The 25,230-nt window shown below is 59.7% G+C and carries 23 protein-coding genes and 7 riboswitches; of the genes, 22 read left to right on the top strand and 1 reads right to left on the bottom strand.

Features of this window, described 5'->3' with window-relative positions; translation table 11 throughout:
* Nucleotides 1-6: 6 nt before the first annotated feature.
* The 22 genes from NE850_RS00315 (at nt 7) to NE850_RS00210 (ending at nt 22,737) form a co-directional block, all read left to right on the top strand.
* On the top strand, nt 7-294 hold the full coding sequence (locus NE850_RS00315) for a DUF211 domain-containing protein (protein ID WP_310698196.1): 288 nt from the start codon (nt 7-9) through the stop codon (nt 292-294).
* A gap of 67 nt (nt 295-361) precedes the next feature.
* On the top strand, nt 362-1,246 hold the full coding sequence (locus NE850_RS00310; RefSeq protein WP_310698195.1) for a prenyltransferase/squalene oxidase repeat-containing protein: 885 nt from the start codon (nt 362-364) through the stop codon (nt 1,244-1,246).
* Nucleotides 1,247-1,279: 33 nt separating this feature from the next.
* A riboswitch (Fluoride riboswitch) is annotated at nt 1,280-1,341 on the top strand.
* A 338-nt stretch (nt 1,342-1,679) separates the two neighbouring features.
* Nucleotides 1,680-2,153, top strand: coding sequence for a hypothetical protein (locus NE850_RS00305; protein ID WP_310698194.1), 474 nt, complete (start codon nt 1,680-1,682; stop codon nt 2,151-2,153).
* A gap of 280 nt (nt 2,154-2,433) precedes the next feature.
* A riboswitch (Fluoride riboswitch) is annotated at nt 2,434-2,508 on the top strand.
* Nucleotides 2,509-2,678: 170 nt separating this feature from the next.
* Complete coding sequence (gene gltA, locus NE850_RS00300) at nt 2,679-3,983, top strand: citrate synthase (protein ID WP_310698193.1); 1,305 nt, start codon at nt 2,679-2,681, stop codon at nt 3,981-3,983.
* A gap of 33 nt (nt 3,984-4,016) precedes the next feature.
* On the top strand, nt 4,017-4,460 hold the full coding sequence (locus NE850_RS00295) for a DUF3331 domain-containing protein (protein ID WP_310698192.1): 444 nt from the start codon (nt 4,017-4,019) through the stop codon (nt 4,458-4,460).
* Nucleotides 4,461-4,516: 56 nt separating this feature from the next.
* The gene (gene fumC / locus NE850_RS00290) at nt 4,517-5,896 is read left to right on the top strand and encodes a class II fumarate hydratase (RefSeq protein WP_310698397.1); all 1,380 of its coding nucleotides are present in this window, start codon (nt 4,517-4,519) and stop codon (nt 5,894-5,896) included.
* A 71-nt stretch (nt 5,897-5,967) separates the two neighbouring features.
* A riboswitch (Fluoride riboswitch) is annotated at nt 5,968-6,034 on the top strand.
* Nucleotides 6,035-6,326: 292 nt separating this feature from the next.
* Nucleotides 6,327-7,094 (top strand): 2,3-bisphosphoglycerate-dependent phosphoglycerate mutase, encoded by a 768-nt coding sequence (locus NE850_RS00285; RefSeq protein WP_310698191.1) that lies wholly within the window; start codon nt 6,327-6,329, stop codon nt 7,092-7,094.
* Nucleotides 7,095-7,101: 7 nt separating this feature from the next.
* Nucleotides 7,102-7,929: a 1-acyl-sn-glycerol-3-phosphate acyltransferase gene (locus tag NE850_RS00280; RefSeq protein WP_310698190.1), complete on the top strand. Its 828-nt coding sequence runs from the start codon at nt 7,102-7,104 to the stop codon at nt 7,927-7,929.
* Between the two features lie 50 nt (nt 7,930-7,979).
* Nucleotides 7,980-8,597 (top strand): histidine phosphatase family protein, encoded by a 618-nt coding sequence (locus tag NE850_RS00275; RefSeq protein WP_310698189.1) that lies wholly within the window; start codon nt 7,980-7,982, stop codon nt 8,595-8,597.
* A 96-nt stretch (nt 8,598-8,693) separates the two neighbouring features.
* Nucleotides 8,694-8,760: riboswitch (Fluoride riboswitch) on the top strand.
* Between the two features lie 635 nt (nt 8,761-9,395).
* Nucleotides 9,396-10,292, top strand: a complete 897-nt coding sequence (gene cyoA / locus NE850_RS00270) for a ubiquinol oxidase subunit II (RefSeq protein ID WP_310698188.1) — start codon at nt 9,396-9,398, stop codon at nt 10,290-10,292.
* Nucleotides 10,293-10,299: 7 nt separating this feature from the next.
* Nucleotides 10,300-12,336 carry a cytochrome o ubiquinol oxidase subunit I gene (cyoB, locus tag NE850_RS00265; RefSeq protein ID WP_310698187.1) on the top strand — a complete coding sequence of 679 codons (2,037 nt, stop codon included), beginning with the start codon at nt 10,300-10,302 and terminating at the stop codon, nt 12,334-12,336.
* The gene (gene cyoC, locus NE850_RS00260; RefSeq protein WP_310698186.1) at nt 12,336-12,950 is read left to right on the top strand and encodes a cytochrome o ubiquinol oxidase subunit III; all 615 of its coding nucleotides are present in this window, start codon (nt 12,336-12,338) and stop codon (nt 12,948-12,950) included. The genes cyoB and cyoC overlap by 1 nt, the downstream gene beginning before the upstream one ends.
* Before the next feature lies 1 nt (nt 12,951).
* Nucleotides 12,952-13,284 carry a cytochrome o ubiquinol oxidase subunit IV gene (gene cyoD / locus NE850_RS00255; protein ID WP_310698185.1) on the top strand — a complete coding sequence of 111 codons (333 nt, stop codon included), beginning with the start codon at nt 12,952-12,954 and terminating at the stop codon, nt 13,282-13,284.
* A gap of 41 nt (nt 13,285-13,325) precedes the next feature.
* Nucleotides 13,326-14,066, top strand: a complete 741-nt coding sequence (locus NE850_RS00250) for an acetoacetate decarboxylase (protein ID WP_310698184.1) — start codon at nt 13,326-13,328, stop codon at nt 14,064-14,066.
* A gap of 60 nt (nt 14,067-14,126) precedes the next feature.
* Complete coding sequence (locus NE850_RS00245; protein WP_310698183.1) at nt 14,127-14,921, top strand: 3-hydroxybutyrate dehydrogenase; 795 nt, start codon at nt 14,127-14,129, stop codon at nt 14,919-14,921.
* A 59-nt stretch (nt 14,922-14,980) separates the two neighbouring features.
* On the top strand, nt 14,981-17,365 hold the full coding sequence (locus NE850_RS00240) for an FAD-dependent oxidoreductase (RefSeq protein ID WP_310698182.1): 2,385 nt from the start codon (nt 14,981-14,983) through the stop codon (nt 17,363-17,365).
* Between the two features lie 28 nt (nt 17,366-17,393).
* On the top strand, nt 17,394-17,870 hold the full coding sequence (locus NE850_RS00235; RefSeq protein WP_310698181.1) for a hypothetical protein: 477 nt from the start codon (nt 17,394-17,396) through the stop codon (nt 17,868-17,870).
* Between the two features lie 209 nt (nt 17,871-18,079).
* Nucleotides 18,080-18,622 (top strand): Chromate resistance protein ChrB, encoded by a 543-nt coding sequence (locus tag NE850_RS00230; RefSeq protein ID WP_310698180.1) that lies wholly within the window; start codon nt 18,080-18,082, stop codon nt 18,620-18,622.
* A gap of 244 nt (nt 18,623-18,866) precedes the next feature.
* Nucleotides 18,867-20,726, top strand: a complete 1,860-nt coding sequence (gene ilvD, locus NE850_RS00225; RefSeq protein ID WP_310698179.1) for a dihydroxy-acid dehydratase — start codon at nt 18,867-18,869, stop codon at nt 20,724-20,726.
* A gap of 229 nt (nt 20,727-20,955) precedes the next feature.
* Nucleotides 20,956-21,017: riboswitch (Fluoride riboswitch) on the top strand.
* Nucleotides 21,018-21,267: 250 nt separating this feature from the next.
* A complete protein-coding gene (locus NE850_RS00220) occupies nt 21,268-21,711 on the top strand; it encodes a hypothetical protein (RefSeq protein ID WP_310698178.1) in 444 nt (147 codons plus the stop codon).
* Between the two features lie 102 nt (nt 21,712-21,813).
* Complete coding sequence (gene gatC, locus NE850_RS00215) at nt 21,814-22,128, top strand: Asp-tRNA(Asn)/Glu-tRNA(Gln) amidotransferase subunit GatC (protein ID WP_310698177.1); 315 nt, start codon at nt 21,814-21,816, stop codon at nt 22,126-22,128.
* 159 nt (nt 22,129-22,287) lie between these two features.
* Nucleotides 22,288-22,737 (top strand): host attachment protein, encoded by a 450-nt coding sequence (locus NE850_RS00210; RefSeq protein ID WP_310698176.1) that lies wholly within the window; start codon nt 22,288-22,290, stop codon nt 22,735-22,737.
* Between the two features lie 160 nt (nt 22,738-22,897).
* On the opposite strand, the gene NE850_RS00205 is transcribed toward NE850_RS00210, so the two are convergent.
* On the bottom strand, nt 22,898-24,202 hold the full coding sequence (locus tag NE850_RS00205) for a hemolysin family protein (RefSeq protein WP_310698175.1): 1,305 nt from the start codon (nt 24,200-24,202) through the stop codon (nt 22,898-22,900).
* 459 nt (nt 24,203-24,661) lie between these two features.
* Nucleotides 24,662-24,724, bottom strand: a riboswitch (Fluoride riboswitch).
* Between the two features lie 164 nt (nt 24,725-24,888).
* A riboswitch (Fluoride riboswitch) is annotated at nt 24,889-24,955 on the top strand.
* The last annotated feature ends 275 nt before the right edge of the window (nt 24,956-25,230 follow it).

Here is a 25,230-nt window from a genome sequence, read left to right as displayed (position 1 = left end):
GTTCCAATGCTGAATATCAGGCGCCTCGCGCTCGATGTCGACCAGCGCGGCCGGCAGGCTGCACTGGTCGAAATGGCAGAGACGATCACTGCCTGTAGTGGCGTTGAAGCAGTCAACATCACAATTACCAGCATGGACGTCGGGACCGTGGGTATGGACGTCACGATCGAAGGCCAGTTCCTTGACTATGGTGAACTGGTGAAAGCAGTGGAGGAACGTGGAGCCGTGGTCCTGCGTGTTGGGCATATCGCATGCGGCGAGCGGTCCGTCGAACGTATTGCGCGTGCCCGGTAAGGCACGCAGGGAAATTGCCGCGATTGCGGCCGGCCGCCTTGATCGGCTCTTGCTGAGTAACGTTCACATGATCGATACAAACACCGGGCTTGGCGCGATCAACAGTTCCCGCGAGCTGCAGGAGCTGCTGATAACCGTGCGGGCACGGGTTCGCAAGTATCTCGTGAGCCGGCAATCCACCAATGGCGGTTTCTGCTTCTATCGATCGGCATATGCCGATCATCCGAACCTGGCTGATACTGCCAGTGCCGTCCGGTCGTTCAGGTTGCTTGATATACCTGTGCCTTGCGCCGCGAAGGTAGGATCGTTCGTCGCTGCTCTGGCACTGCAGCCCCAGCCTGAGTATCTGTTTAACCTGGTCACCGTGCAGCGTGCTATTGGCTGCGATGACATCGCTATTCCCGTGTCAAAGATGATTCACGGACTGTCTCTCTCGCCCGCACCAGGCCCGGAATATCAGCAGACGGGCTGGTTCGAGCGCACCCGTTTTCTTGCCCATCTAAAGCGTGTGGTGGGCGATCTCCGGAGTGTCGCGTGCATTGCGGCACATATCGGAGAGATGCTGCTGGCCGATGGATTTGGCAGAACCCCAAACCTATGGGATACGTGGCTCGCTATCGACACGCTCTTGGTGTGCGGTGACGTTTCGATTCCGGAAACGATTCGGGAATTCGTTGACAGACTTCAATGCAGACCTTCTGGATTTACTTTATGCATCGATAGTCAGGTACTTAACCTGAACACCGTGTTTGCGGGCGTGCAGTGCTGCGACCTGCTGCACATTCCATTGAAGTATCGAAGGGAAATCCTCCGGTTCGTCCTTGCCTGTCAGGCAGGACACGGTGGGTTTGCGGCTTCGCCTGGTGCGGTGCCGAATCTCGAGCTGACCGAACGCGCAATCCGTGTGCTTGTTCGATTGTGGCCCGAAACTGCATCTGACGAAGCCGGGTAAATGGCTTGACGTGAGCGCGCGTATTTCCTATCGTGCCGCCCTGGGGATGGGGTTCCCCCATAACTGCCATCCAGGCTGATGACTCCTACTGCTGACGTTTCTTTTTCGCTGTATCGTGTGGTGGGAATTGTGAGAGCTGAGATGATCCCGTACCGCGTGCCGGCTGTGCCCGCGAGTTCCTGTTTTTTTGTCGATCCCCGTTGTATGGTCCGGTCGGTACCGCGTCTCTACGCGCATGCGACCGATGTCCGTATGGCCGCGCCGGATGCCTGTTTCAAACTCAGGTGGCTGTCCGTTTCCGACCAGTGTGAGCATACGCAAGCTGCAGCCCGTGCCGCCGATACAGGCAGTCCAGGCTTTCCGGCGTCGGTCCATTCACATGAATTGAATGGCTGGTTACCCGATGATTTCACGACACGGGAGACCATGCAGCATGTCGCATAAAAGAAAAAAGGCGAGCACGCGGAGGCGCCTGACGCGCGAACTCCTCCTCCCAATACCGGCCAGGAAGGCCCAGCAACGTTCGATTCAGGCGCATATGGCGCTCGAAACGCTGAGACTGGGGCAAGGGAATGGCAATCAGGCGGGTGAACTGATCAGATCTCTGTACATGACATGGCTGATTGCATGCGATTGCGGTGAAGTTGAACCGGATGTCTTTCTTGTCGCGGAGGCAGGGCTTCATCGATGCATAAGACGTGTACCGGAAGATGGGAGCTGGAGCATCGACGCAACCGCGTGCGACGCGCTGAAGGCGGTATTGAGTCTGCAGGATGACCTGCTTGCGACAGTCCCAGCGCACGTTATGTGGCGGGCCGCGCGGCGCCTCGACAAGGTGATTGATTCGGGCAGGATGCCGAGCGTGCAGGCCATCGTCGAATCAGGTGCTGAGGCGGGCGGCAGTTAGCCGTAGAGGTGTCCGCATCGGATGACGCCGCGATCGAGCGCGGGCCGTGACTCGTGGTTCGCGTTAGTCTCCCTCTCCGGGCGCGGACAGCGTCCGATCGAGGTGTGGCAGGTCCGAGCCACCTAACGCAGGACAAAGTGAAGTCCGACCACGATGAGGACGATGAAGATGAAGAGGGTAAGGAGGCCCTTTAGCATGGCGCAGGCTCGAACGAGTGGTTCACGGGCAGCATAGCGCATAGCGACAAAATGTTGCGCTGCACGAAAATTGGCGCTAAGCTGATCACTACGGAGATGGCATTCCTCCGATAATCGCTGCGACGTTCTGTCATGCAGCTAATGATGCCTACGTGTCCCCGACGGCGGGGGTGTAGGTGCTTCTCTTCATTCCGCCGTCCGGGTTTGCGTTAACTGAACCACGGCTCCCGCTTCTCTCACTGTCCCGCTCACTGCTGAATGGCACGTAGTCACGCTGTGAGACAAGGGCACGATTCCGTGGTTTGCAGGCGTCAAAATTCTGATCTCCATGGAAAGAAATTCTCTCGCAGCATCGCTGCACATCCCGGGTTTGAAGGACCCGATCGAAATGCCAGTCTATCGCGGCGTAATGGGTCCTGCCGTGATCGACATCCGCAAGCTGTACGCACAGTCCGGCATGTTTACGTACGATCCAGGTTTTATGTCGACGGCAGCATGCGAGTCTGCCATCACCTATATCGATGGTGACAAGGGGGAGCTGCTATATCGCGGCTATCCGATCGATAACCTTGCGCAGAACGCCGACTTTCTTGAAACCTGTTATCTGCTCCTGAAGGGCGAACTGCCCGACACCAGAGAGAAGCGTGCATTTGTCGAGGCAGTGACGAAGCACACCCTTGTCCACGAGCAGATGCATTTTTTCTTCCGCGGGTTTCGCCGGGACGCGCACCCGATGGCCATCCTCGTTGCCGCAGTCGGTGCGTTGTCGGCGTTCTATCACGATTCTCTGGATATCAACGATCCCGGACATCGCGAGGTGTCGGCGATCCGTCTGATCGCGAAGCTGCCGACGCTCGTCGCGATGGCCTACAAGTACACCGTAGGCCAGCCGTTCGTATATCCAGAGAATGACCTGTCATATAGCGCGAATTTCATGCGCATGATGTTCTCGAATCCGTGCGAGGAGTACAAGGTCAACGACGTGCTGGTGCGCGCGCTCGACCGTATCCTGATCCTGCACGCGGACCACGAGCAGAACGCGTCGACTTCAACGGTGCGTCTTGCCGGTTCGTCGGGCGCGAATCCGTTCGCCTGCATTGCGGCCGGCATCGCGTGTCTGTGGGGCCCGGCGCATGGCGGAGCGAACGAAGCCGCGCTGAACATGCTTGAGGAGATCGGCTCGGTCGACCACATCCCCGAATTCATCCAGCAGGTGAAGGACAGGAGCTCGGGCGTGAAGCTCATGGGCTTCGGTCACCGCGTGTACAAGAACTACGACCCGCGTGCAAAGCTGATGCGCGAGACGTGCCACGAAGTGCTCGAAGAGCTGGGCCTGCACGACGACCCGCTGTTCAAGCTCGCGATGGCGCTCGAAAAGATCGCGCTGGAAGACGACTACTTCGTGTCGCGCAAGCTGTACCCGAACGTGGACTTCTACTCGGGCATCGTGCAGCGCGCGCTGGGCATTCCGACGTCGATGTTCACCTGCATCTTCGCGATGGCGCGCACCGTGGGCTGGATCGCGCAGTGGAACGAAATGATTGCGGACCCCGAACAAAAGATCGGGCGGCCGCGTCAGCTCTTTATCGGCGAAGCCCTGCGAGAGGCGTTGCCGCTGGCAAGGCGTGGTTAGTCCGCGCGATTCAGGCTAATTCAGGAGGATCTGATGAGAACCGGGCGGGACCCGAAGTGGGCTGGCACACTGGCTTTACTCGATCTGTCGAGTTCACCGATAGGTCGTACCAGGAAACCGGGCGCTCCGGTCAGGCGTGCTACGGAAGCGGTGATCGGCGGTAGTAGTCTTCCGACCATCCGGCTGATTGATCGCATCGATGCGGAGACGGTGCTGCTGTCGTGGAGCGATCCCCGGGCCGGCTTTTGCGGCGAGCAGAAATGGAAGATCGGTGCTGCGAGACGGGCGGGCCCCTGCGTCGTCACGCGCATCCATGTCCGACGACGCGATCGCGTCTATCAACCAGCATTGCGCTGCGGACGTCGTCATGAAGGCGCAATGATCCTGCCTGACTGCATCGAGTGTGCGATGCCCGGTCAGCTCCTGGTGCCCGTTACGTTCGAGCCGGCCGCTGAAACAGCGATGATGTCCCTATAGGCGGCAAACCCAATCTGAGGAGAACGAGGTTGTCCGAGACATTCAAGGAAGTCCGCATGGAGAGCGACACGTTCGGTGAAATTGCCGTCCCGGCCGCGCGTCAATGGGGCGCGCAGACGCAGCGTTCGCTGCAGAATTTCTGCATCTCGACCGAGAAGCAGTCGCCTGAACTGATTGTCGCGCTCGCGCTGATCAAGCGCGCGGCCGCCGAGGTCAATCTGGAACTGGGCGTGCTGGACAGGACGAAGGCCGGCGCGATCGTCGCGGCGGCCGACGAAATCGTTGCCGGCAAGCATTCGGGCGAATTCCCGCTCGCGGTCTGGCAGACCGGCTCCGGCACGCAGACCAACATGAACCTGAACGAGGTGATCGCGAACCGCGCGAGCGAGCTGCTCGGCGGCGAGCGCGGCGAAGCGCGCAAGGTGCATCCGAACGACGACGTAAACCGTGGCCAGTCGTCGAACGACGTGTTTCCGACCGCGATGCACGTGGCCGCCGCACGCGCGTTGGTCGAGCATCTGCTGCCCGCACTGCAGGCGCTGCGCACGACGCTCGACCGCAAGGCGAACGCGTTTGCAGAGATCGTCAAGATCGGCCGCACGCACCTGCAGGACGCGACGCCGCTGACCCTCGGTCAGGAATTCTCCGGCTACGTCGCGCAGCTCGATCACGGGATCGAGCACGTCGAATCGGCGCTGCCGCATCTGTATCAGCTCGCGCTTGGCGGCACCGCGGTCGGCACCGGGCTGAACGCGCATCACCAGTTCGCCGACAAAGTCGCGGCCGCGATCGGCCGGCTGACGGGCCTGCCGTTCCTATCGGCGCCGAACAAGTTCGAGGTGATGGCCGCGGCCGATGCGCTGGTGTTCGCGCATGGTGCGCTGAAGACGGTCGCAGCAAGCCTGATGAAGATCGCGAATGACGTGCGCTGGCTCGCGAGCGGCCCGCGCTGCGGGCTCGGCGAACTGTCGATTCCCGAGAACGAGCCGGGCAGCTCGATCATGCCCGGCAAAGTGAACCCGACGCAGTCAGAAGCGGTGACGATGCTGTGTTGCCAGGTATTCGGCAACGACGTCGCGGTGAACTTCGGCGGCGCGAGCGGCAACTTCGAACTGAACGTATTTCGGCCGATGATCGCCCACAACGTGCTGCAATCGGTGCGTCTGCTCGCAGACGGCGCCCAGAGCTTCAACGATCACTGCGCGGTTGGCATCGAGCCGAACCGCTCGCGCATCGACACGCTGCTGAACGAATCGCTGATGCTGGTGACGGCGCTCAATCCGCACATCGGCTACGACAAGGCCGCGCAGATCGCAAAGAAGGCGCACAAGGATGGCACGACCCTGAAATCCGCCGCGTTGGCGCTCGGCCATGTGAGCGAACAACAGTTCGACGAGTGGGTGAAACCGCACGACATGGTTGGAACCAGCAGATGACAATCGTCCGCGTTGTTCTGTGCTCACCTGGGAGAGGGGTTATTGCGCCACCAACCAAAAGCCATTAAGCTCCCTTCAACGGAGATGGCATACCTCCGATAAGTGCCGGTCCAACCGGCTGATGATGCCTACAGGGCCCTGGATAGGGAACCCGTAGGCATATCTGCGGCGTTCTGCTGCCCAGGTTTGAGTTCTTCAAACCTATCTTCTTCTGCAAATCGACACCTGATTACCGCTGGCGCTTATATCCATGCCTCTGTCCGGATAGCACTCGTGCACGCCGGTCGTTTCCGTGGACCTTCGGGGCAGGTAAGGGATCAGCCCGCTGGGTAGCGAGCGATTAAAAGGCGAGCTCGATCGTATGCCCGGCGCGTGCGATTGCCTTTGGGGGAGTCGCCTGGAAGGCGGAGTCTGGCGTTGCGAGGAATGTATGAGCATCAAGCAAAAAAACGCAGGGCCTTATTCACTTGTCCTTGTCCGCCATGGCGAAACCGAGTGGAACGGGCAGGATCGTTTTACGGGTTGGACAGACATCGACCTGACTGAGCATGGCGCGCTGCAGGCACGCAAGGCCGGACAGGTTCTGGCCCGCGAGGGCTGGTCGTTCGATATGGCTTATACCTCCCTTCTCCGGCGCGCAATTCTCTCGCAATGGTTGATGCTTGAGGAGCTGAAACAAAGCTGGGTACCGCTGCAGCACGATTGGCGCCTGAATGGCCGGCATTACGGTGACCTGACCGGCAAGCTGCGCACGGAAGCCGCCAGGATCTATGGTCATCAGGAGGTGCTTCACTGGTGCCGCTCGTATTGCGGGCAGCCTCCCGCGATACCAGGCGGAGATGCGCGCGATGCCATTCTGGATCGTCGTTATGCGCATGTGTCGCCCTGGCGGCTGCCTCGTACCGAATCACTACGTGCGGTGGTAAGCCGCGTCAATGAGTTCTGGCTACAGGTCGTCCGGCCCGCGACTGTTTCCGGACAGCGGGTGATTGTTTGCGCGCATGGAAGCGTCATTCGTGCCCTGATCAAGATCCTCGATGGCATATCCGAATATGAAGCGGCCCAGTTGAACGTACCCAACGGCATACCGCTCATCTACTGGTTTGACCATGACATGAAACCGACCTGTCGATGTTATCTGGAAGTGGACAGTGCGGGCGATGTAGACCTTCCCGGCAGCCGCCGGCAGGCCTGCTAGCGCGAGCATGTCGCCCGATTTTGCGTGCATTCGGGGAGTGGGGAGTGAAAGTGATGCGTGGCAAAAACACAGGCAATGTCTGCTGTTGGCAAGGACGGCAGCGATCAGCGCAGGACGTGGCTCGGACACCCAACGTGGCGATGCGGTTGACCTGTCACCGCGCGTTGACTGCGTGCGCCGATTACGGCCTGACGAAATGCGGAAGGTAAGGCTGCTACTGGCGCGGGCGTTGCGCGTGATTGTGCTCAGACTGTTTCGCGTATCGGTACACATCGATCCAGCGACATGGGATCAGATCCGCAGCGGAAACGTCATCGTTTGTGCCAATCACGTTTCTCATCTCGACGGACTGATCGTCGCAATGGCGAGCCCGGTGCTGATGACGTATGCGATTGACACAAGCTATTCACGGGATGCCTGGTACGGCAGGGTGGGCCTTGCGCTGGGCGAGCGCCTGGGATTGTGCCGGGTTGTGCCGCTTGGGGCGAATGCGCCATTTGGGTTGAGACGGCTTCTGCAGGCACTCAGGCAGCAGCACGCCGTGATGATTTTTCCGACTGGCACCATCGTGCCCGGCGCGACCATCCGTCCGGGCGTGACATGGCTGCGGGCGCGTACTGGTGCGACCGTAGTGCAATTACAGATCCGGGGTGCCGAGAAAAGCCGGCTGTTTGCAAAGTGCGGTGCGCAGTGGTGGCCGCCCATCGCCATATCGGTGGCTGACGCAGCCGCATACCATTGTGGTCCGACGCAAGGCGCAGCGGAAGGTGCGATGACGATCGATACCGCCGGCGCAGCGCTTCAGGACGTGCCTTATGAAGCCGCGCATGACTAGAGCAACCGGCAACGCGTTGCATTTCGAAGAGTAAATCAGGGAGGACACTCATGCGTATCATCTTGACCCGACATGGGCAGGTAGAGGGAATTGATCCGCCGAGGTTCCGCGGACGTGCCCAGCTGGCGTTAACAGCATTGGGCCAGCGCCAGGCGCAGGCCCTGGCCAGCGCGGTTAGCGCGCGGTATGCGCCGACGATCATTTACACGAGTCCGCTTCAGCGATGCCGGGACACGGGTAACACGATAGCATCCGCCTGCTCGATCGAATCGCGCGTAGAACCCGGCCTTGACGACCTCGATTATGGCGAATGGCAATGGAAGACCTACGATGTCGCGCGTGCCCAGTTTCCGGCCCAGTTTGCGCTGTGGAAGTCCGCGCCGCAATGGATGCGATTTCCCGGCGGCGAATCGTTGCAGGCGCTGGCCTTGCGCACAGCCGACGTCATAAGGGAACTGCTTGGATCGCATGCGGGTGAGACGGTGGCGCTTGTCGCGCACGACAGCGTCAACCGGGTCATCCTCACGCAGGCACTTGAACTGCCATTGTCGGCCTACTGGCGACTGGAACAGGCGCCGTGTTGCATCAACGTGCTTGATATTGCGAAAGACGGGAGAGTGTGTGTCCGTCAGATTAACGAAACCGCACATCTCGATGGGCTGCGGTGACCGGTGGTCGTCTCGCCTTACGGAAAGCATATTGACGACCGGCTCTCCCTGTTCAGAAGCAAAGTTTGTTGCGCCGCACATTGCGTTCGGTTAGACTTTTACTACGGAGATGGCATACCTCCGATAAACGCTGGCTACGCCAGCTGATGATGCCTGCTAATTCCTGGGAAAGGGAAGATGCAGGCATTGTTTCCTGCGGCATTCTGCCGTCCCAGGTTTGAGTCCTTCAGACCTGTTATCAATGAAAGTTCTAACTCTTATTGCCGGCGCCCGCGAGAGCGCCTGGGCGTTGCGTGCGCTTATTCAGAACCGGCTCACATCGCTTCCTGTACAAGCGGCAGTTGCACGGGAATACAAGCTGTGTCTGCAACGACACCGTAAGTCTCCGGCGCGGCCGGTGACTTCGCGCATCAGTGAAGCCTTCGCACAACGATGCGCATTATTGCCGTTGTCATGCTGTCTCGGATGGCGGCACGAGGCGCAGTCACAGGTAGATCGAATCTCGGGGAATAAAGGCGTCGACCTCACAGCTGTCGTGAAGGATGTCGGGCGCCGCTATGAAGCGAGGCTGGAAAAGGTGGGGCTCGCAAAGCGCCAGCCGCGCGAGCCCCGTGTAGCGAAACCGTATGGCAAGAGGGGGTGTTTCGCTACGAAATAAGTATAACTAACTAAATATCGGTCGTGCAACAACGGTTTCGATCAAAGGTGAATTATGGATGTCAGACCGACGTTCATGGCTTCGTTCGTTCTGCGGTTGCCGGTTAAGGGCATGAATCGTTGACAGGAGGGGAAGCGTTGATGAAGACAGGTATGTGGAAAAGGTTGTGGCCTTGCGGTGTAGCGGCACTCCTCATGTGTCTGTCCGGCTGCAAGATGGACGTACTCGATCCGATGGGCAGTGTGGGCGTCGCTGAGAAGACACTGATTGCGACGTCCACCTGGGCGATGTTGATCGTCGTGGTGCCCGTAATCTTCCTTACGCTGCTGTTCGCCTGGCGCTACCGCGCGTCGAATCGCAGCGCGACCTACGCGCCGAAATGGTCGCACTCGACCGCGATCGAAGTCGTCGTCTGGACGATTCCGACGTTGATCATCCTGTTCCTCGGCGTGCTCACCTGGAAGACGACGCACGAGCTCGATCCGTACAAGCCGCTGCAGTCGGACGTGAAGCCGATCAACGTCGAAGTCGTTGCGCTCGACTGGAAGTGGCTGTTCATCTATCCGGACCTCGGCATCGCGACGGTGAACCAGTTGGCGGTGCCGGTCGGCACGCCGGTCAATTTCCTCATCACGTCGGATTCGGTGATGAACTCGTTCTTCATCCCGCAGCTCGGCACCCAGGTTTACGCAATGGCGGGCATGCAGACCCAGGTGCACCTGATCGCCGACGAGGCGGGCAACTACGCCGGCGAATCGGCGAACTTCAGCGGCGACGGCTTCTCGGACATGAAGTTCCGCACGCTGGCGAAGAGCCCGGCGGACTTCAGCGCGTGGGTCGCGCAGGTCAAGGCTACGCAGCAGCCGCTCAGCATGGATCAGTACGCGAACGTCGCGAAGCCGAGCGAGAAGGTGCCGGGGCAGTACTTCTCGGCGGTCGATCCGAAGCTGTTCCACAACATCATTGCGAAGTACAACAACGGCCAGGTCCTGGATCCCCAGAACGCTGCCTGCGGTACGACGGGTACGAAGGGGTAAGCACAGCATGTTCGGCAAACTTACATTAGACGCGATTCCATACCACGAGCCGATTATCGTGATCGCGGGCGCAGGCATGGTGTTCGCCGCGCTCGTCGTGCTCGGCGCAATCACGTATTTCGGCAAGTGGAAGTACCTGTGGACCGAATGGCTCACGAGCGTCGACCACAAGCGGCTCGGCGTGATGTACATCGTCGTGGCGCTCATCATGCTGCTGCGCGGCTTCGCCGACGCGATCATGATGCGCACGCAGCAGGCGCTCGCGTTCAACGCGCCGGGCTACCTGCCGCCGCATCACTACGACCAGATCTTCACCGCGCACGGCACGATCATGATCTTCTTCATGGCGATGGCGTTCATGGTGGGCCTGATGAACATCGTCGTGCCGCTGCAGATCGGCGCGCGCGACGTCGCGTTTCCGATGCTCAACTCGCTGTCGTTCTGGATGACCGCGATCAGCGCGATCCTGGTCAACGTCTCGCTCGTGATCGGTGAGTTCGCGAAGACCGGCTGGCTCGCGTATCCGCCGCTGTCGGAGTTGCAGTTCAGTCCGGGCGTGGGGGTCGACTACTACATCTGGGCAGTGCAGCTTTCCGGCGTCGGTACGCTGCTGACCGGCGTGAACTTCTTCGTCACGATCATCAAGATGCGCGCGCCCGGCATGACGATGATGAAGATGCCGGTGTTCACGTGGACCGCGCTGTGCACGAACGTGCTGATCATGGCGTCGTTCCCGATCCTGACCGTCACGCTCGCGCTGCTCGGCCTCGACCGCTACCTCGGCATGCACTTCTTCACGAACGATGCCGGCGGCAACCAGATGCTGTATCTGAACCTGATCTGGGCGTGGGGCCACCCCGAGGTGTACATCCTCGTGCTGCCCGCGTTCGGCGTGTTCTCGGAAGTCGTCGCGACGTTCGCGAAGAAGCCGCTGTTCGGCTACAAGGCGATGGTCTACGCGACCTGCGCGATCATGGTGCTCGCCTTCGTCGTGTGGCTGCACCACTTCTTCACGATGGGCTCGGGCGCGAACGTCAACGCGTTCTTCGGCATCATGACGATGATCATTTCGATCCCGACCGGCGTGAAGATCTTCAACTGGCTGTTCACGATCTACCGCGGCCGTGTCGAAATGAGCACGTCGATCCTGTGGACGATCGGCTTCATGGTCACGTTCACGATCGGCGGCATGACCGGCGTGATGATGGCGATCCCGGGCGCGGACTTCGTGCTGCACAACTCGCTCTTCCTGATCGCGCACTTCCACAACGTGATTATCGGCGGCGTGCTGTTCGGCTACCTCGCGGGCTTCAACTACTGGTTCCCGAAGGCGTTCGGTTTCAAGCTGAACGAGAAGCTCGGCAAGCGCGCGTTCTGGTTCTGGCTCGTCGGCTTCTATGTCGCGTTCGTGCCGCTGTACGTGCTCGGCTTCATGGGCGCTACCCGCCGTCTGAATCACTACGACAATCCGGCATGGCATCCGTGGATGCTCGTCGCGTTCTGCGGCGCCGTGCTCGTCGCGATCGGCATCGCGCATCAGTTGCTGCAGCTTTACGTGTCGATCCGCGATCGCAACCTGCCGGAAAACCGCGACCTGACGGGCGACGCCTGGGGCGGCCGTACGCTGGAATGGGCGATCTCGTCGCCGCCGCCGGCCTACAACTTCGCAGTGATCCCGCACGTGAGCGAGCTCGACGAGTTCGCGCACATGAAGGAAACCGGCCGCGAGACCGTGGACATCGCGAACACCGAGTACCACGACATCCACATGCCGTCGAACACGAGCGCGGGCTTCCTCGTCGGCATGTTCAGCCTCGTGCTCGGCTTCGCAGCGATCTGGCACATCTGGTGGCTCGCCATCGTCGGTCTGGTCGGGGTGATGGCGACCGTGATCATCTACAGCTTCGGCAAGAACGAGGGCTACTACATCCCGGCCGCCAAGGTCCGGGCCGATGAAGAAATGCGCAATCGCGCATTCGTCAAGGCGTTCGAGGACAGGCAGCGCCGTGACGGCAAGCGTCAAGAAGTTCTGGAGGCCAACTGATGTTGCAGAAAACTAGTGCTGCTGCGCTGGCGGAACATGATCACCACGATCATCCGCCGTCGCACTCGGTGTTCGGCTTCTGGCTGTATCTGATGACGGACTGCATCATCTTCGCGTCGCTGTTCGCAGTGTTCGCGGTGATGCAGAACCAGTTCGCGGGCGGCCCGACCGGCAAGGATCTGTTCGACATTCCGGGCGTCGCGATGGAAACCGCGGTGCTGCTGCTGTCGAGTATCACGTACGGCTTCGCGATGGTCGCCGCGCATGGCAAGCGCAATGCGCAGGTGCTCGTGTGGCTTGCGATCACGTTCGTGCTCGGCGCGACGTTCCTGTACTTCGAACTGCACGAGTTCGCCCACCTGATCGCCGAAGGCGCGGGCCCGGACCGTAGCGCGTTCCTGTCGGCGTTCTTCACGCTGGTCGCCACGCACGGTTTGCACGTGACGCTCGGCATGGTGTGGATGATCGTGCTGATGGTGCAGGTCGCGAAGGCGAAGGACGGACTGGGCGAGCGCGAACTGCGCCGCCTGACGTGCCTCTCTCTTTTCTGGCACTTTCTGGACATCGTCTGGATCTGCGTGTTTTCCTTTGTCTACCTCGCGAGCGTGATCTGAAATGGCCCAATCGCATTCCATCCACGAAGAAGAAGCCCACGGCACCGTCGGCAGCTATCTGGTCGGTTTCGTGCTGGCGGTGGTGCTGACGGCCGCATCGTTCTGGCTCGTGCTGCATGGCGGCTTCACGCGGGAAACCGCGGTGCTCGGCCTTGCCGCGCTCGCCGCAGTGCAGATCGTCGTCCACCTCGTGTTCTTCCTGCACCTGAACGGCTCGTCGAGCCAGCGCTGGAACGTCACCGCATTCGCGTTCACGGTGTTGACGGTCGCGATCGTGGTCGGCGGCACGTTGTGGGTCATGCATAACGTGACGATGAACATGATGTCGCGGTAGGGGAAATCGGGCAGACATGCCTGTCATGGGAAGACAAGTAGATGAACATTGATACTGTGCTGTCCAATGCTTTTGCTATGCCGCTTACGAGTCCCGCGTTCCCGATGGGGCCATACAGATTTGTGGGGCGAGAGTTTTTCATCGTTACGTACCGCACGGACCCGGGCAGGCTGCGGTCACTGGTACCGGAGCCACTGGAAATACCCGAGCCGCTGGTGCATTACGAGTTCATTCGAATGGCCGACTCGACAGGCTTTGGCGACTACACGGAGAGCGGTCAGGTAATTCCGGTCACCTATCGCGGTGAACCAGGCAGTTACACCCTTGCGATGTATCTGGACGATCACCCGCCGATAGCAGGGGGCCGCGAATTGTGGGGATTTCCTAAAAAGCTCGCGAAACCCGTACTTGAAGTCCATACCGATACGCTGATTGGCACACTCGATTACGGTCCCGTACGTGTGGCAACAGGCACGATGGGATACAAGCATCGCACGCTCGATGGTCAGGAGCAGATGCGACGGTTGCTTGTGCCGAATTTTCTGCTCAAGGTAGTACCCCACGTAGACGGTTCGCCGAGGGTCTGTGAACTGGTGCGGTATTTCCTGGAAGATGTCGAGATCAAGGGAGCATGGAGCGGTCCGGCGTCACTGGACCTCGCGCCTCATGCACTCGCGCCGGTAGCAGAATTGCCAGTGCTGGAGATCGTTGAAGCACGGCACATTGTGGCCGACCTCACGCTAGGACTGGGAGAGGTCGTGTTTGATTATCTGCAGCGCTAGATCACGTTGGTGCTGCGTTGGACATATGGCGCAACCGGCGCCGATTTGATTGGAGTGAACATGTTGGCCAAGGGTGCACTTGAAGGAAAAAACGCGGTGGTTACAGGCGCTGCGAGCGGCATCGGCAGGCAGATTGCGCTGACGTTCGCACAGGCTGGCGCGGCGGTTGCGATCGCCGACCTGAATCAGGACGGCGCGAACACCGTCGCGGCCGAAATCGCAGCGGCGGGTGGCAGGGCGATCGGGGTTGCAATGGACGTGACAAACGAGGAAGCAGTCAACCGAGGCATCGATCGCGTCGCCGCCGAACTCGGCCCGGTTGACATTCTGGTGTCGAACGCGGGTATTCAGATCGTCAATCCGATTGAAAGCTACGCGTTCTCGGACTGGAAGAGGATGCAGGCGATCCACGTCGACGGCGCGTTTCTTACGACGAAGGCGGCGCTCAGACACATGTACAGGGATGATCGCGGCGGGGTCGTCATTTATATGGGCTCAGTACATTCGCACGAAGCGTCGCCGCTGAAATCGGCCTACGTTGCGGCCAAGCACGCGCTGCTGGGTCTCGCGCGGGTATTGGCGAAGGAAGGCGCGAAACATAACGTGCGCTCGCATGTGGTGTGTCCGGGCTTTGTGCGCACACCGCTGGTTGACAGACAGATTCCGGAACAGGCAAAGGAACTCGGCATCAGCGAGGAGGAAGTCATCCGAAACGTGATGCTCGGCGGAACTGTTGACGGTATCTTCACGACTGTCGACGATGTCGCGCAAACAGCGCTGTTCCTCGCCACGTTCCCGAGTGCAGCGTTGACGGGGCAGTCGTTTATCGTCAGCCACGGATGGTTCATGCAGTAAGCGAAGCGGATGCCGCGGGCCAGGCAGGACGCGGCAGTGGCGTGTCTCAAGGAGGGTAAGTGGAAGCATTTCCGGTGACAGCACAGCAGATTGATTTTCTTCTCATTGGTGGAGGGCTGGCGAGTGCCAAGGCGGCAGAGACGCTTCGGCGCGAGGGAGCCAAAGGGACCATCCTGATTGTTTCGTCGGAGCCGTCGTTACCGTATCACCGGCCAAGTTTGTCGAAGCGTTATCTGCTCGGGCAGGCAGACGCCTCGCAGATTCTCGTGCACCCAGAGCAGTTTTATACCGATCACGAGATCGGAGTCGCCGTTGGCACCCGGATCGTTTCAGTAGATCCGACGGCCAGGTGGGCGGAGACGGAAAACCGCGATCGGCTCCATTTTGGCCAGCTTTTGCTGGCACCCGGTGTGAGACCGCGCCGGCTCGCGGTCGACGGCGCAGGTCTGGCAGGTATCCACACGCTGCGTTCGATAGCTGACTGCGACGCGATCCGGAAGGGGATGGCCCGGGCTCGAACCGCCGTTGTTGTAGGCGGGAGTTTTTTGGGGATGGAGGTTGCAATGTCCCTGCGCGAAGCGGGACTCGCGGTGTCGGTAGTGGAGGGCGATGGGTGTCTGCTCCGGCATCTCGAATCAGGGTCGTTGTCTGCTTTTTTCAGGGAGTATGCGCAGTCAAGCGGAGTGGCCATACACCTTGACGACCCCGTCGTCGGTTTTCGCGGCAATCACAAGGTGGAAGCAGTTGAGCTGGCGTCCGGTATCAGCCTTCCCTGCGATCTGGTGATCATGTGTGTCGGCGTCGAGCCTGTGACGGAATTTCTGGCAGGCAGTGGCCTCAAGCTGGAGGGTGGGCGCATTGCGGTCGATGAACTGCTGCGCACCAGCGCTGCCGGCATATTTGCCGCTGGCGATGCGGTGTCATTCTACGATCCGGTGTTTCTGAGGCGGCGCCATATAGAGCATTGGGATAACGCTGTCCGGCAGGGAAGACTGGCGGCATTGAACATGCTCGGGCGGCGTCATCGTTATGATGAAGTGTCCTATTTTTTCTGCGAGATCGGAAGCATCGGCTTCAATGTGCTGGGCGATACGGTGGGCAACGACGAGCACATTGGGCGAGGCTCGCTGGAGGCGCATGCCTATACGCAGTTTTACCTTCGGGGCGACGTGCCGCGGGCCGTCTTCTCGTTTGGCCGGCCTCCGACCGAAATCCGGCAGGCTGAGGGATTGATCCGCTATCGCGTGAACGTGTCGGGAGAGAAGGCGGCCCTGTGTGACCCCGGATTTGGACTGGATGAACTTGCAACGCAAAACGTGCTGATTCTCCAGGGCGGAGGTGCACTGGGGGCGTTCGAGTGCGGTGTCGTCAAGGCACTCGATGAGCATGACATAGTGCCGGACGTCGTTGCTGGCATTTCGATAGGGGCCCTTAATGGCGCGATCATCGCGGGCAACCCGGATAACCCGGTGGGAGCCCTGGAATCATTCTGGTCCGAGCTGCAGATCTGCTCACCCAGGATTGCGTCCGAACATCTGCAGCGGGCGATGTCTGCCATGCAGGTGTTGCAGTTTGGCGTACCCAGGTTCTTCAGGCCGCGCTGGTTGCCGTCGTTTGATCAGCCATGGGCAATGCCGTGGGAATGGACGGGCTTTTACGACACTTCGCCCATGAAGCGGCTGCTGTCTGAGTACGTGGACTTCACGAGGCTAAAGTCGAGTCCGATCCGGCTCATTGTGGGTGCGGTTAACGTGCTGACAGCAGAGCTGGAGGTGTTTGACAGCTACGTGGATGACCTGACGCCGGAACACATTCTTGCAAGCGGTAGTCTTCCGCCCGGTTTTTCATGGACCTTTGTTGACGGCAAGCCGTATTGGGACGGTGGCGTGGTCAGCAATTCGCCACTTGACCTCGTGATCGATCGTTGTGGACCCGATGGCAAGCAGGTCTACATTGTCGATCTCTTTTCCGGGGAGCGGGCCCTTCCGACAAACATGATGGAAATCATGGCGCGCCGGGATGAAATTGTCTACTCGGAGCGCGTGCGCAGTGACCTTCGCAGCCGGGAGATGAAGGACGCGTACAGGAGCCTCGTGGCGAGCATCCTGAGCGAGGTGGATCCTGCGATGCAGGACAAGATCAGGCAGCGTCCGCGCTACATCCAGCTGATGGGAGACGGTGCGCCCATGCGTGTGACGCGGTTCGTGCGCAAGGGGCCCGAAGGTGAACCGTCGTCACGGGATTATGATTTTTCGGACGTCGCGATTGAGTCGAACATGCGCGGGGGCTATCTTCTCGCGATGGATGTGTTGTCGGAGCAGGAACGGCATTGGCATTCGCACGCCGGTCGTCGATTGCTGTCCGATCACGATTTCAATGAGAAACCCGAAGCGGTGATGCGATCCGTCAGGGAGCGAGCGAACCTTGATCCTGCCTCGAACTGAGAATAATGTTCTTTGACGGAGAAGAGCAATGAACGATGAGATGGTCGACGCACTGATGCAGTTCTACAGGATCAACGCGGGGCTGATGCGCAAAATGAGTGCTGTGCTGGCCGGATCCGGGAGACAGTGGTACGAGGTTCAGCAGCAAACGCTGGCTGCAGCGATTTCGGATACGGGTGCCGAGCTGGAGGAACTGCTCGGGGCGACGGACGCACCGGCATTCATGTCGGTGCAGGCGAGAGTTGTTCAGCGGCACTGGGAGGCGCGGCAACGGTGCATGCAGGAGGCTTTGACGTTCGTTTCCAGGGATAACAGGCTGGCCGGGGAGGTAATGAGTGCGATGAAGGACTGGCAGTACGGCGTGATCGACTTTGCGGCGCATGCGGGCAACCTCAGCCATATCACTGCTCCATGGATGGTTTACCTCGGAAGGCTTGAACGGAGTGTCAGGGAGAGCGGGCGTGATGCTGGTAAGCGTAGTCCCGGCAACGATGGGCAAGCCTGAGCAATATGGGCCGCTGCTCATGTGCAGCACGTGGGCTGAGGCTTCGGCTGGCAGGAGGGTTGTGAAATAATCGGTACTTTATTTCAGCTCAGCCGACGCGCCCCATTGTCCGGAAGGATGGTATGGCGGCGGGCCGCAGGATCGCAGCCGTTCGGGTGCGTATGCGGTTTCCAGGCTGGCCAAAAGATCCTTCGGGGTCCGGGGTCCATATGAACATGCAGAACTGGCTGCTCCTGATTTACAAGGTACCCACTGAACCCGCAAAAAAGCGCGTAGCACTATGGCGGCGGCTGAAGGGTATGGGGGCCGTGTACCTGCAGAGCGGCGTTTGCCTGCTTCCCCGTACGGACGATCATGTCCGGCGGTTGAAGATGGTCGAAAACGAAATCGCCGGGATCGAAGGGGAATGTCTGCTTCTCGAGACCACCGCGCTCGACCGGTCCCAGGAAGAAAAGGTGGTCTTGCGATTCAAGGCAGACCGTGACGAGGAGTATCGAGAGTTTCTAGACAAGTGCAGTGATTTCCACCGGGAGATTGAGAAGGAGACGGCAGCGGGACATTTCACCTATGCCGAGCTCGAAGAAAATGACGTCGACCTCAAGAAACTGCAGTCGTGGCTCGAGAAGATCCGCAAACTGGACTTCTACAATGCTCCGCTATACGAGGACGCAGAAAAGCAGCTTCGGAGCTGCGAGACGCTGCTTGATGCTTACGCACAGAAAGTATTCGACGCGCACGACGAAAATCGCTGAGGCAGGGCTACGCGCGACGCCGACCCTCTCGCGCAACTGGCACAGTCGAGTGATATCTTTTTCGACCTAATTGGGCCGGAAAAATATATTGGACGACTCACAGGCGCTGGGTCAATACTTGAGTCCCCCATAGCCCGGTACGCTGCTGCGGACGTGCGTATGTCCACGCTCCGCGGTAACAGTGTTCGCTTCGGCGCAGCAGTCCGGGTACAAAACTCTTAAAACGGAATACCGGAGAAGACAGATGCCCGAATACCGCTCCCGAACTTCGACTCACGGCCGGAACATGGCAGGTGCCCGCGCATTGTGGCGCGCCACCGGAATGAAAGATACCGACTTCGGCAAGCCGATTATTGCTGTGGTGAATTCCTTTACTGAATTCGTGCCGGGCCACGTGCACCTGCGTGATCTTGGTGCACTGGTGGCGAAGGAGATTGAAGCCGCGGGCGGGGTTGCAAAGGAGTTCAACACCATTGCCGTGGACGACGGCATTGCGATGGGACACGGAGGCATGCTGTATTCCTTACCCTCGCGTGAACTCATCGCGGATTCCGTGGAGTACATGGTCAATGCGCATTGTGCCGATGCGATGGTCTGCATTTCCAATTGCGACAAGATTACGCCAGGAATGTTGATGGCCGCGATGCGCCTCAATATTCCGGCCGTGTTCGTGTCGGGAGGCCCGATGGAGGCTGGCAAGGTCAAGTCGAACGCGGACGGACAGGCGGTCGTCAAGATCGATCTGATCGACGCAATGGTCAAGGCGGCTGATTCGCGGGTGAGCGACGCGGAGGTAGCTGAAGTGGAGCGCAGCGCCTGCCCGACGTGCGGCTCATGCTCGGGTATGTTTACCGCGAACTCGATGAACTGCCTGACCGAGGCGATCGGCCTCTCGCTCCCGGGCAACGGCACGCTTGTCGCAACCCATGCGTGGCGTAAGGGACTTTTCGAACAGGCTGGCCGCCTGGTGGTGGACCTGTGCCGTCGCTACTACCAGGAAGAAGACACGTCTGTCCTGCCGCGCAGCATCGCCAGCCGGCAGGCATTCGAGAACGCGATGGCGCTCGACGTGGCTATGGGTGGCTCGACCAATACAGTGCTTCACCTGCTTGCAGCGGCTCAGGAAGGTGGTGTCGAGTTTTCGATGTCGGACATCGACCGCATCTCGCGCAAGGTACCCTGTCTTTGCAAGGTGGCGCCGTCGAGCCACTATCACGTCGAAGACGTGCATCGGGCGGGTGGCATTCTTGGCATCCTGGCGGAACTCGCGCGTCTGGATCTCGTTGACCTGTCGTGTGGCAGCGTCCACAGCGGCACGCTGGGCAACGCCATCGCCCAGTGGGATGTGGCGGGTGGTACGAATGCGGACGCGCAACGATTTTTCCGGGCGGCGCCGGGCGGTATTCCCACCACGGTCGCATTCAGCCAGGAAGCGACGTTTGACTCGCTAGATATTGACCGCCAGCACGGCTGCATTCGTGACGGTGAAGGCGCCTATTCAAGGGATGGCGGCCTCGCCGTGCTCTATGGCAATCTCGCAGAGCGAGGCTGCATCGTCAAGACTGCCGGCGTTGATCAATCGCAGTGGCTGTTTTCTGGGCGTGCGCGTGTCTTCGAAAGCCAGGAGGCTGCAGTCGAAGCTATCCTCGCTGATAAGGTTGTTGCGGGCGATGTGGTCGTGATTCGCTATGAGGGACCGAAAGGTGGGCCGGGCATGCAGGAGATGTTGTATCCCACCTCGTATCTGAAATCGAGAGGACTCGGCAAGAGTTGCGCGCTGGTTACGGATGGACGTTTCTCTGGCGGCTCCGCAGGTCTCGTTATCGGGCATGTCTCGCCCGAGGCAGCCGAGGGTGGCGCGATTGGCCTGGTGGAGGAGGGCGACATGATCGAAATCGATATCGCCGAACGAAAAATTCATCTGGCTGTGTCGGGGGACGAACTTGCACGCCGGCGTGAGGCCATGAATGCGCGTGGTGATCGTGCGTGGACGCCAGGTGCCCGCGTACGCACGGTTTCACAGGCATTGCAGGCATATGCAGCGCTCGCCACTTCTGCGGACCGAGGCGCCGTGCGGGACGTCGCTCAATTGAAGCGTCGGTAAGACTGCAGGATTTCGTTGCCGGTAGCGGTACGTCCAGCTGCAGACGTACCCTCCGCGTCAGTCGAGTGCATGCGTTGCGACTATGGTGCGGCGGCGCGGATCATTCGCGTTCGCCGGCGTAGTGTACCAAGGCGAACAACGAATTCCGTCCAACGTCGGGCGACGTTGTCCTTTTCGGCTCGGACGCTGATGTTGGACCTCTTGACGCCGTGCAGTTGCTTTATTATCGTCTCGGGATGGGGATGGAGTTCCCCCTCAAACGCCAGTTCGGCTGATGACTCCTGCTGTTGCAACACGGCGATTCCGCCTCGCACATGGAGTGCATCGTGCCAACGCAAAACGGCTGGTTGTCAGGCTTTGCAGACTCAACTTCGGGTTACGGTTTCCCGATCGGACGTAATTTCCCCGGATCTGCGCCTCATCTCTTTCGCGGTTTTCCCGATCACTTTTTATCCTCGCGGCGCAGTTGCGGCTCAGGCCGTGCGGCATACGCAGGTGCGTGCCTAAGATGCGGGAAAATCCGCGGCGAGGGTGGTCGCGCATGAATCACGAAATCGGCCCCCTCTCGGACAAACTGAGCTTTGACGGCGATGCCGGAGTGGTTGCGCTGAACCACCATGACATCGTGACGAGCATCTCGTCGATGCTCTCCGGTCACAGAATCGCGCTGCTGCATATCCTGTATCCGCGTACCGATGCCAGGACTCATCGTAGCCTCGATGCGTTGGTCGATGCGCTGCGGGGTCATGGGGAGCACGAGGTCGCAACCCTGCTTCAGAATCAGGCCCACTATCTGTTCTTTGCCGATCCGGCCAAGGCATGGGTCGTGCTCCGCGAAATCCGTCTCGATTCACTAGCCATCGGCGTGCATCTCTACTACTGCGGGCTGACCGGAGAGCGTGCTGAGCACGCGCTCGAGGAAAGCGTGAAGGACGCGACGGGGCGGAATGAGTGGCGGCGAAAGGCCGCACCGCCTCGCTTCTGATTCGTAGCGGCGAGCCGCAACGAACTTAAGCGCATACCCACCGGACACTCGCGAGTGACTCGCTGGGGAGCATTAACTGTCGAAAATGAGGAGAGAGAGGCCATGAACCTTGACATGAAAGACATGCGCCATATCGCCGAACTGGCGCAGCTTGATCTGCCGGATGCGGAAGCGGACCGCGCACTTTTTCAGATCAACGAGTTCTTCGGACTCGTGCAGCAGATACAGGCTGTCGATACAGCCGGTGTTTTGCCTATGACGCACCCTGTGGAACTGATGGGAGAGCTGGAGCTACGTCTACGAGAGGACGTAGTGACGGAAGTTGTCGATCGTTCCGCATTGCAGGAAGTGGCGCCTGAGGTGCGCGATAGCCTCTACCTGGTTCCGCAGGTGCTTGGACAGGAACCGAGGGGATAGCGCAACGCGGACTGTGCGACCGTCAGCGCATTTTAATGCCGGGTCCTTCGACCGCAAATCCGGTTCATACGGGCGGAGCAATGGGTGGAGGGCAGGCGCGCCGTTCTATGTTCGCGCACGCTATGCAGCATGGCATGTCGGGTGCCTATGGAGAAAATAATGAGCAGGTCAATCTGCATCGTGGTCGCAAACCGTGCGACCGCGCGAATATTTGAAGCGGATGGTCTTTCGCGCGAACTGGTGGAGAGGCGCACGCTTGTTCATCCCGCCTCACGGCTCAGGGAGTCGGATCTTGTGTCGGACACGCCTGGTCGGACGCACGACAGGTTTGGGCATGGTCGTCATCGGACGGATCCCGACAGTTCGCAGCGTGAACACGAGATGATCAGCTTCGCCTCCGAGATCGCGAAAGAACTCGGCGATGGTGTTACAGGTGGCACGGTGAGCTCGCTTGTTCTCGTTGCGCCCGCAGCATTTCTTGGGGTGCTACGCAACCGGCTCGAAGCAACGACACTCGAAAGCGTCGTACTGGAACTCAACAAGGATATCGTGCACCTCGACGCGCGTGCTATTCGGGCACGTCTTCCGGAGTTTCTGCCACGCCGTTAGGCATGCTCTAGGCTGGCGCGGCCAACGGCGCCTGTTCGCGGCCTCATATAACCGGTTATGGATTCGGGTCGGGTGGGCCATTTGTCGGCCCGGATACCGTCCTGTGATCGCCCGGAGGGCACCTGAAAAACGCATCCTAGCCGTAGGGAGCTCTCATGGATCAGTGCGGGGCGTCCTTCGGAGGAGTGAGTCTGACCTGCTGGATACTTCTCGCATCGGCTTCTGCGACTTCGAACAACCAGCCGCTGATGCGTATCTGCTCACCGCTGGCGGGCAATCGCCTGAAGTGCTCAAGCAGCAGACCAGCGGTTGTCTTGTAGGTTGGCGTCTGGCCACGTCCGATGCCAAGGTATTCTGCGAGATCGTCTGCCGGCAATTGTCCAGATACCAGATAAGTTCCGTCCGGTTGTTTTCGCAACTGTTCACCATCCCGACGCCGCCTTTCGGGCTCAGGGACATCGCCTGCCACCGCTTCCAGTACGTCGGTGAGAGTAACGATTCCCATCACAGTCCCGAATTCATCAACTACAAAGAGCATCTGCGCGCGGGCGCGTTTCAGGGTACTGAGAAGTGCGAGAATCGGGGTATTCTGGGCCACAAATGCAGGCGGCTGGCAAAGGGCTTCGAAATCGAGTTTGCCCGTCGACAGCAGCAGGCGAAGGATGTCCTTCTTTGCCGCAACGCCTAGTGGGCGGTCGATGTCACGACCTTGCGTGACGATCAATTTTGAACACGGGGACTCGGCGATGCGCTGGCTCAATTCTTCCTCGGTCATTCCACGGTCGACCCATTCGAGATGACGCCGCGGAGTCATGATAGTGCGGACTGTCCGAATCCTGAGCTGCAGGATACTTTCCATCATGTTTCGCTCGGCATCCAGAATGCTGCCGGAGCGTAGGGCACTGGAAATCACACTGCGAATTTCGTCTTCGTTTGTCTCATCGTCTGTTTGCGCGGGTATTCGGGCTAGATCCATAAGTACGTCGTTGGACCAGCGAAGTAGAAGCACGAAGGGACGTGCGACACGAATCGTCCAGTCGAGTGGGCGTGCAATCAGTGCTGCGCTGTATTCTGGAGAGGAGAGTGCGAGGCGTTTCGGCGCGAGTTCACCGAACACCAGGGTGAGATAGGCGGCGATCAGGATGGATGCTGCACTGCCTAGTGGCCGGGCATAGGTCACAGGTACTGTGAGTCGTTCGAGGAGGGACTCTGCTGCGACGGCAAACGCGGTGACGCAGAACGTACCGGCAAGGATACTGGTGACCGTGATCCCCGCCTGTATCGCCGACAGAAAGGTCCCTGGATCCTCTTTCAGCCGTATAGCGAGGGCAGCCGACGCTGATGGCCGTGTGACCAGCGCATCGAGCTTCGGCTTGCGTGAAGCGACGAGTGCCATCTCTGCGATGTTGAAGAAGGCTGTCAGCGCTACAAAAAAGAGGAACAGAGCGGCATTAAACAGCAGCATAGACACCACCTCGGCGGACGTGTGGACGCTCGTACAGTGAACTGCAGAGGGTGTTCCGGCACACTATGGGTTGGTGCTCGAACGTGCTTTTGCAGTCGGAGGCTGGGCGTCCAAAGCGGCGCTTCGCGAAACTGATAATTGCGCCCGCAACAGGGGTGGCGATGCGCACCGTAGCCGGCGCATTTGGCTCGCCGGTCAGGCGCATGAGAAGACCGGCGACTATATGCAGCACGGTGCGGGCATACCGGGGCTCATTCGCAGTCGAGCGCGGTAGGTGCCGGGACGCGGGAACAGCGAAACATCTTCGGCTGTGCCACGCGTTATCAGTCGTGGTAGTGCACGACGTGACTTTGCCGGGATTGCAGCAAGGATTCGGGATATACACGAGCAGACCCACTGGCCAGGACGCGTAGCTAATCCGGACGAGGGTCGTATCAATGACTCCCTGAACCCTGGCCGGCAACAGTAGGCATCATTAGCCGCAAGGGCAGTTTGTGGAGGAATGCCATCTCCCGTTTCCTTTCAGGATTCTATTTGTATGCGTGGCGGGCGGCAACCCTGCTCCTTGTAACGTATCCCTCACACCGTCAGAAGGCTGCACCGGTCAGCGGTGACGATTCGTCACCGGGCACGACTTGTCCGGCGAACCCCAGACGTTGCATGCGCCGTTCGTGCTCGGTACACTTACCGCCGATGGAGATGGCATACCTCCGATAACCGCCGGGCGCTCCGGCTAATGATGCCTGCGCGTTCCTGGGAAAAAGGGAGGTGCAGGCCGATCTCCGTGCCAGCCCAGGTTTGGATCATTCGGACACTGGAGCTACCTTGATGTCTCTTCTCCATTCACCTATCACGTTGCATCGTTGCCCTCTTGCGGTGCATGGCCGCATTTGCGCGATTGTGCTGCCCACATTCGCCTGGACGTGCCTTTGAGACGCTGGCTCACGTAAATGTAGTGGGTATGCCCGATCGTTTCACAACAGTCATCCTTCGATCCAGGCGATGCTGCGGCAGAAGATACTGAGCTA

The sequence above is a fragment of the Paraburkholderia sp. USG1 genome (assembly GCF_031570135.1).
Lineage (GTDB): Bacteria > Pseudomonadota > Gammaproteobacteria > Burkholderiales > Burkholderiaceae > Paraburkholderia > Paraburkholderia dioscoreae.
This window is presented reverse-complemented; position numbering and strand designations above follow the sequence as displayed.

What these genes read in the sequence shown, in the direction of transcription:
- NE850_RS00220 (WP_310698178.1), top strand. Translation starts at nt 21,268, where the DNA reads ATGAATCACGAAATCGGCCCCCTCTCGGACAAACTGAGCTTTGACGGC.
- NE850_RS00230 (WP_310698180.1), top strand. Translation starts at nt 18,080, where the DNA reads ATGAACATGCAGAACTGGCTGCTCCTGATTTACAAGGTACCCACTGAA.
- NE850_RS00280 (WP_310698190.1), top strand. Translation starts at nt 7,102, where the DNA reads ATGTCGCCCGATTTTGCGTGCATTCGGGGAGTGGGGAGTGAAAGTGAT.
- NE850_RS00315 (WP_310698196.1), top strand. Translation starts at nt 7, where the DNA reads ATGCTGAATATCAGGCGCCTCGCGCTCGATGTCGACCAGCGCGGCCGG.
- gatC (WP_310698177.1), top strand. Translation starts at nt 21,814, where the DNA reads ATGAACCTTGACATGAAAGACATGCGCCATATCGCCGAACTGGCGCAG.
- NE850_RS00245 (WP_310698183.1), top strand. Translation starts at nt 14,127, where the DNA reads ATGTTGGCCAAGGGTGCACTTGAAGGAAAAAACGCGGTGGTTACAGGC.
- cyoC (WP_310698186.1), top strand. Translation starts at nt 12,336, where the DNA reads ATGTTGCAGAAAACTAGTGCTGCTGCGCTGGCGGAACATGATCACCAC.
- ilvD (WP_310698179.1), top strand. Translation starts at nt 18,867, where the DNA reads ATGCCCGAATACCGCTCCCGAACTTCGACTCACGGCCGGAACATGGCA.
- NE850_RS00285 (WP_310698191.1), top strand. Translation starts at nt 6,327, where the DNA reads ATGAGCATCAAGCAAAAAAACGCAGGGCCTTATTCACTTGTCCTTGTC.
- NE850_RS00210 (WP_310698176.1), top strand. Translation starts at nt 22,288, where the DNA reads ATGAGCAGGTCAATCTGCATCGTGGTCGCAAACCGTGCGACCGCGCGA.
- cyoA (WP_310698188.1), top strand. Translation starts at nt 9,396, where the DNA reads ATGAAGACAGGTATGTGGAAAAGGTTGTGGCCTTGCGGTGTAGCGGCA.
- NE850_RS00295 (WP_310698192.1), top strand. Translation starts at nt 4,017, where the DNA reads ATGAGAACCGGGCGGGACCCGAAGTGGGCTGGCACACTGGCTTTACTC.
- NE850_RS00235 (WP_310698181.1), top strand. Translation starts at nt 17,394, where the DNA reads ATGAACGATGAGATGGTCGACGCACTGATGCAGTTCTACAGGATCAAC.
- NE850_RS00275 (WP_310698189.1), top strand. Translation starts at nt 7,980, where the DNA reads ATGCGTATCATCTTGACCCGACATGGGCAGGTAGAGGGAATTGATCCG.
- NE850_RS00310 (WP_310698195.1), top strand. Translation starts at nt 362, where the DNA reads ATGATCGATACAAACACCGGGCTTGGCGCGATCAACAGTTCCCGCGAG.
- NE850_RS00250 (WP_310698184.1), top strand. Translation starts at nt 13,326, where the DNA reads ATGAACATTGATACTGTGCTGTCCAATGCTTTTGCTATGCCGCTTACG.
- cyoD (WP_310698185.1), top strand. Translation starts at nt 12,952, where the DNA reads ATGGCCCAATCGCATTCCATCCACGAAGAAGAAGCCCACGGCACCGTC.
- NE850_RS00205 (WP_310698175.1), bottom strand. Translation starts at nt 24,202, where the DNA reads ATGCTGCTGTTTAATGCCGCTCTGTTCCTCTTTTTTGTAGCGCTGACA.
- fumC (WP_310698397.1), top strand. Translation starts at nt 4,517, where the DNA reads ATGGAGAGCGACACGTTCGGTGAAATTGCCGTCCCGGCCGCGCGTCAA.
- gltA (WP_310698193.1), top strand. Translation starts at nt 2,679, where the DNA reads ATGGAAAGAAATTCTCTCGCAGCATCGCTGCACATCCCGGGTTTGAAG.
- cyoB (WP_310698187.1), top strand. Translation starts at nt 10,300, where the DNA reads ATGTTCGGCAAACTTACATTAGACGCGATTCCATACCACGAGCCGATT.
- NE850_RS00305 (WP_310698194.1), top strand. Translation starts at nt 1,680, where the DNA reads ATGTCGCATAAAAGAAAAAAGGCGAGCACGCGGAGGCGCCTGACGCGC.